Raw genomic sequence first — 5,425 nt, 5'->3', positions numbered from 1 at the left:
AATTCGGACATTTTCAAAAATGATTGACACTGTTAAACTCGGATTTATTCCCCAACCTTTTCAAAAACTTAATTTTTAATGGCATCGTTTTCATAGAATGGTAGCAATTAGAACCATTTTAAACTAAAATAAAGGTAGTTTGAATATTTGGAGGCTTTCTAATGACAGGTAATTCTAAACTTACTGCAATTTTATTTTTCATTTTCTACTTAATTCTAACTTACTTCGTTTTTGTTCATCAAAACATGATTGCCATGTATATGATGGCAATTGGCATGTTGCTGGAAGCTACCATCAACCTTTGGCATATGTTTAAATCCTAACTAAAATCATGTACACTTAAGCTAATACTAATTTGGAGGAACACTGATTTATGTCGCAAATAAGCGAGTTGCATAGAATCGAATTAAACACCTTAAAAAAGTTCGTTAACATTTGCGAATCTCACCATATTAAATATTTTTTAATTGGTGGTTCTTTGTTGGGTGCAATTCGTCACAATGGCTTTATTCCTTGGGACGATGATGTAGATATTGGTATGCGTCGCGACGAATATGACCGTTTTGCTTCGATTGCACCAGCACTCTTACAAAATGAACATTATTTTATTCAAACGGCTGATACAGATCCTAATTTTGCTTTCAGTTACATGAAAATGATTGATACTGATACCTACATCGAAGAACGCAACAATGTGAATGACGCTAGAAAAGGTGTTTTCGTTGATATCTTTCCGTTTGACAAAGTCCCTCGTCAACCAGAAATTAGACGTGCTGTCTATAGTCGTTTTCGCTATTTTGATACTCGTATTCTTTTACGTCTTGGCTACAACATCATCAAAACGCCCTTCCGTAAAGATCCAGAAACCAATGATCTTAATCATTACATGTCTGTAGCAAAGTTGAAAGAAAAACGTGAAAATATTATGCGTTTATATAACCAGGAACCCTTTCATCATTACAAAAACTATGCTTCCCAATATGCCTATGATAAAGAAGTTTTGAATCAGGCTGAAATTTCTGAATTAATTTCCCATCCTTTCGAGGACATTCAAGTCAAAATTCCAGAAGCGTATGATCGCATTTTAACTCGCATGTATGATGATTACATGATACTTCCTCCTGAAAAAGATCAAAAAGAAAAACATGTTGATGTGTTGATCGTAAATGGTAAACAAATTGACTAACAAAAAATGAGAACTATGATTATCGATTGTAAAATCGGTTCATAATTCTCATTTTTATTATCATTCACTATGCTCTCAGTCATAGTGGTCTGGTGATTTAATTTATCTGAACATGGTCTTTGTAGCTCTTGCCAAAACCTTTGGCTGTTTTTCGTAATGGTGCAATGGGGTTAACTCACTATCAGGGATTCCCATGAAGTGATAAACGGCCACTTGTGCACATCTGAACGAATATTGTTCTGTAAAGACCATGTCGAACGGCATTTCCGCAAATTGGCTAATAAATGCCAAATTCTTAGAATTCTTTGGTACAACAGCCGGACGATCGCCAACAGCACGACGATTAAACAAAGCACTAGCATATGGCATGTATGCTGGAATAACGTTTACAATACTGTCCATAATCTCTTCGGTATGATCGGAAATGTTATCCCGAGCTGGATCAACGGCTGCCAGATGGCCTAAGAGTTCCTCCAACATTTCTTTACCAGTCATTTCGATAAATGGCTTATCGACGTAATCACCTTTGCGCCGTGGATACATGACATAACCCCAGAAGACCGTTTCGTTTTCCTTTTGAGTATGAAAATGTGGTTGATGGTGAACAACAATGGATAAGAGATTACTACTGTCGATCCATGTATTCAACGCATTACCTGGTTCTTGTTGAGTAATACGTGAAATTTCATTCAACAAGAAATGATTGTTCGTTGTTACTGTAAAACTCAACCATTCACTTTGTTTGCGATCCGCAAAGAATTTATCCGGATTACCTAAATTATAAAAGTGTTCAGTTGCTTGTTTCCAAAGTGCCGCACTTGGGGCATATTCCATATTTTCTTTAATTGGTGTGTTTAAATCACCAATTGACGAACTATCAGTGATGGCACCATTGGTATCAAAGACGAAATCATTTTCACCAATTTCAATTTCACCGGTCTGATTATCATTGTCCACTTCTTCATACTTTAAACCAGTCACAATAATATCATCGCGCAACGGTGTATCTTTAAATTCGAACTCAGTAATTTTACGGTTATTGACAAAGTTAACACCATGATCGGTCAAATACTTGCGCATCGGTAAAATGATACTTTCATACTGATTATATGGTGTCCGAGTGACACCAGCCAAAGTATTAATTCGACTGAACTCCAAAATCATTCGATTCATATAACGACGAAGTTCCGTGGCTGAACTTTCCTTCTTAAACGCAAAGGTTGTCTGCCACATATACCAGAAGTTAGTTGTGAAAATGTGAGGACTCTTCGCAAACCACTGCTCAATGCTGACATCGTTGAGTTGTGGTTCCTTTGATTCTGGTAACATCATAAGCTTGGTCAATAAGAAACGATCCTGATTATTAAACTGCATATGACTATAATCTTTTTGATCACCTTTATTACGAATACCATCTACACGATCCATTAAACGAGCAACATCATGAGTTGGATGTGCGTGATCAAAGTTTAAGATATCATCTGTAACTGACTGACCAGGATTATCTAATGAAGGTACCGAACGTAAAACATCCCATAAATTTTCATAAGTTTCTTCGTTCAGCATTCGGCCACCTTTTGCCAAGAATCCCTTATTATTACTTAATTCTGGATTGCCATATTCTGATTCATAAGCTGAAACTTCAGCACCATCATTTGCACCATGCTTTTCAAGACCAAACATTGTAATCTGGTCGCCGCTCCAGCCACCATCACGAATTAGATAGATGCCTGCTGCTAAATTACCAATTCCAGTTCCAATCATATATGCTTTTGCCATTGTATCCGCTCCTTTTCGTTATTAATGTCTATTTTACTTTCAGTAAAATCTTATCCTCATACGGATGTCCATCCTTACTAAGTGCTAAAGCACTAACTCGGAATGGCTCCTTTTCGTTATTAATGTCTATTTATTATCATGCATTCGACTCCCGAATCAATTTAACAATTCGTTCCAGCCGCTCCAGTGTATCATCTAAGGTTAAACGATACGTATTTTCCAATCCATTTCTCGTCGAATCCACAATATTCACCGATCGCAAAATTTTCAAATGATGTGAAACAGCCGGCTGAGAGATATCTAATTGCGTTGTAAGATCTCCAACTGTCATTCCCTGTTTCAACCGCGATCCCAATAAAATAATAATCTGTTGCCGATGCTTGTCAGCTAGTGCATTTAAAATATCCAAATCATCTATAAATTCATCTAAAGCTGCCTTTTGCTTCGGCTCCATCGTTACCTCTTCCATAGGCTCACCTCTATCCATACATTTAAATATTTAAATCTATGAATAGACTAACATGTTTTTTTGCTTTTAGCAAGCGCTTACAAAAAACTTAAGAAAAAAACTGCTGGACGTTTGCCAACAGTTTCAGATCTTCCTATACGTCTGTTGGTTCTTGGTTATCCAAAAACAACGTTGCTAACACACCAACAATAATAGCAACAATTAAAATTACGATCACGCCAAACCATGATCCACTGTTTTGCACATTCAAAGCCGCTCCTTGAAGCGCAAGTTCCATTAAAATCCATATGCCGGCAACAACAATTCCAAATACCGCACAATATACCTGGTGAGCGTATTTGTGTAATAAATAGTTTAAAACCTTTGCCATTAGAATCACACCAAGCACTGCACCAATGATAAACGGTAATAAGATTATAACTGAAGAAAAGGCCTGTTTGGCCTGATCGAATTTTCCGACTAGTAAAAACATCACCGTATCTAGTAGTTTTGCCACCGAATTATAAATGGTTCCATACTGATTCACCATCATTAGCATGACCGCACCAGAGATTCCTGGAATCATCATCATTGAGATCGCAAAAAATCCTGCAAATGCAATCACACTCCAGTCACTCAGGGTTCGCAATTGACTCATTGCAACAAAATCGCTTAGACCTTCTGTACCCTGATGACTCACAAACATAATGAACACAAATCCCAAAATAGCTAGGATTGCATCGAAAAAGTTGAATTTCTGAAAACTCACTTTTTTATAAACAAACGGTAAAACACCAATGACGAGACCGATAAAAAAGCCATAACTCATCACTGGAAACTGCTCACAAAGCCACAGTACTAACTTAGTCGAAGCTAGTATACCAATAACTGCTCCAATCATAATAGGGAGTAAAAATTTAATGTTTTTAAGGGGTTGTTTTCGAAATGACGAAATTGCTTCAACCATCCGCTCGTACAAACCAACCACAACTGCAAACATACTACCAGATAAACCTGGTATCACTAGAGCAATTCCAATAAAAAAGCCCTTCATTGTATTGATAATGGATTTTGTTTTTATTTGCTTTACCTCTTCTCTTTTGAATAATTCGACTTCACAACTAAGATTTTAATCAGTTTCCATTTCAGCAATATATTCACGTTTCTGTGTTTCCCATTTTTGCTTATCTGCCTCGTTGATTTCACGCAAAACACGACAGGGATTGCCAACTGCAATTACATTATCTGGAATATCATGGGTGACGATTGACCCTGAACCAATCACAACGTTATCACCAATGGTTACACCAGGATTAATCACAGCATTTCCACCAATCCAAACGTTATTACCAATTGTGATCGGATAACCATACTCATAGCCTTGTATCCGAACATCGGCATCAATTGGATGTCCAGCGGTATAAAGGCCAACTCGAGGTCCAAACATCACATTATCACCAATGGTAATGCGGCCAACATCAATAAAAATACAGTCATAATTTGCGTAAAAATTTTTGCCAATTGTTGTGTTTAATCCATAGTCAATATGAAATGGTGGTTCCATAAAAACATGTTCACCAACCGAGCCAAAAAGTTTTTTTAGCAACTCTTTTCGATAATCCATCTGCTCTTCAGTCGTGTTATTAAAAAGGCGCGTCAACACCCGACCGTGATGAAAATCTCGTTTTAATTCGGGATCATTTGCCACGTATAATTGACTGTTCAACATTCTTTGCTTGTTTGTCATTCCAATTCCTCCGTCTAGTTAGTTTGATTATATCGAACTTTAAAACGTGTGTCAGTTGATAACTCATTTTTAATACAAATAATAAAAGTTTCCATACTAGTGTACAGAAACTTTCATTAAATTAAGACTCTGAAGGTTATTTAAACTTCACTAAAGTCAATATCTAATTCTTTAGAAGAAATCTTTTCTTCACGTAAATATTGATTATCCAGCATTTTTATAAATGGATAATAGACCTGAAATATTCATAAAAAAAGAACTAATG

General features: G+C 36.5%; 6 protein-coding genes. 2 read left to right on the top strand and 4 right to left on the bottom strand.

Translation table 11 applies throughout. The annotated features are described in order from the left end of the window. The first annotated feature begins 161 nt into the window (after window positions 1-161). Together IV87_RS11145 and IV87_RS10655 are read left to right on the top strand one after the other, a co-directional pair. Window positions 162-323, top strand: coding sequence for a hypothetical protein (locus IV87_RS11145; protein WP_164481579.1), 162 nt, complete (start codon window positions 162-164; stop codon window positions 321-323). A 50-nt stretch (window positions 324-373) separates the two neighbouring features. Then, complete coding sequence (locus IV87_RS10655; RefSeq protein ID WP_057808107.1) at window positions 374-1,186, top strand: LicD family protein; 813 nt, start codon at window positions 374-376, stop codon at window positions 1,184-1,186. 102 nt (window positions 1,187-1,288) lie between these two features. Here the strand turns inward: IV87_RS10655 and IV87_RS10650 are convergent, their stop codons facing one another. From IV87_RS10650 to IV87_RS10635, 4 genes are all read right to left on the bottom strand, one after another. Then, on the bottom strand, window positions 1,289-2,965 hold the full coding sequence (locus IV87_RS10650) for an oleate hydratase (protein ID WP_057808105.1): 1,677 nt from the start codon (window positions 2,963-2,965) through the stop codon (window positions 1,289-1,291). 136 nt (window positions 2,966-3,101) lie between these two features. After that, the gene (locus tag IV87_RS10645) at window positions 3,102-3,434 is read right to left on the bottom strand and encodes an ArsR/SmtB family transcription factor (protein WP_057808103.1); all 333 of its coding nucleotides are present in this window, start codon (window positions 3,432-3,434) and stop codon (window positions 3,102-3,104) included. 133 nt (window positions 3,435-3,567) lie between these two features. Further along, entirely contained in the window at window positions 3,568-4,467 is a 900-nt protein-coding gene (locus IV87_RS10640; protein WP_057808101.1) for a DUF368 domain-containing protein, read from the bottom strand. A gap of 75 nt (window positions 4,468-4,542) precedes the next feature. Next, entirely contained in the window at window positions 4,543-5,160 is a 618-nt protein-coding gene (locus IV87_RS10635) for a sugar O-acetyltransferase (RefSeq protein WP_057808099.1), read from the bottom strand. Between the last annotated feature and the right edge of the window lie 265 nt (window positions 5,161-5,425).

Origin of the sequence: Pediococcus ethanolidurans, from assembly GCF_001437405.1 — a bacterium.
In the GTDB taxonomy this organism is placed as follows: domain Bacteria; phylum Bacillota; class Bacilli; order Lactobacillales; family Lactobacillaceae; genus Pediococcus; species Pediococcus ethanolidurans.
Note: the sequence above shows the minus strand (reverse complement) of the source record. Positions and strands in the feature narration are given on the sequence as shown.

What these genes read in the sequence shown, in the direction of transcription:
- IV87_RS11145 (WP_164481579.1), top strand. Translation starts at nt 162, where the DNA reads ATGACAGGTAATTCTAAACTTACTGCAATTTTATTTTTCATTTTCTAC.
- IV87_RS10655 (WP_057808107.1), top strand. Translation starts at nt 374, where the DNA reads ATGTCGCAAATAAGCGAGTTGCATAGAATCGAATTAAACACCTTAAAA.
- IV87_RS10650 (WP_057808105.1), bottom strand. Translation starts at nt 2,965, where the DNA reads ATGGCAAAAGCATATATGATTGGAACTGGAATTGGTAATTTAGCAGCA.
- IV87_RS10645 (WP_057808103.1), bottom strand. Translation starts at nt 3,434, where the DNA reads ATGGAAGAGGTAACGATGGAGCCGAAGCAAAAGGCAGCTTTAGATGAA.
- IV87_RS10640 (WP_057808101.1), bottom strand. Translation starts at nt 4,467, where the DNA reads ATGAAGGGCTTTTTTATTGGAATTGCTCTAGTGATACCAGGTTTATCT.
- IV87_RS10635 (WP_057808099.1), bottom strand. Translation starts at nt 5,160, where the DNA reads ATGACAAACAAGCAAAGAATGTTGAACAGTCAATTATACGTGGCAAAT.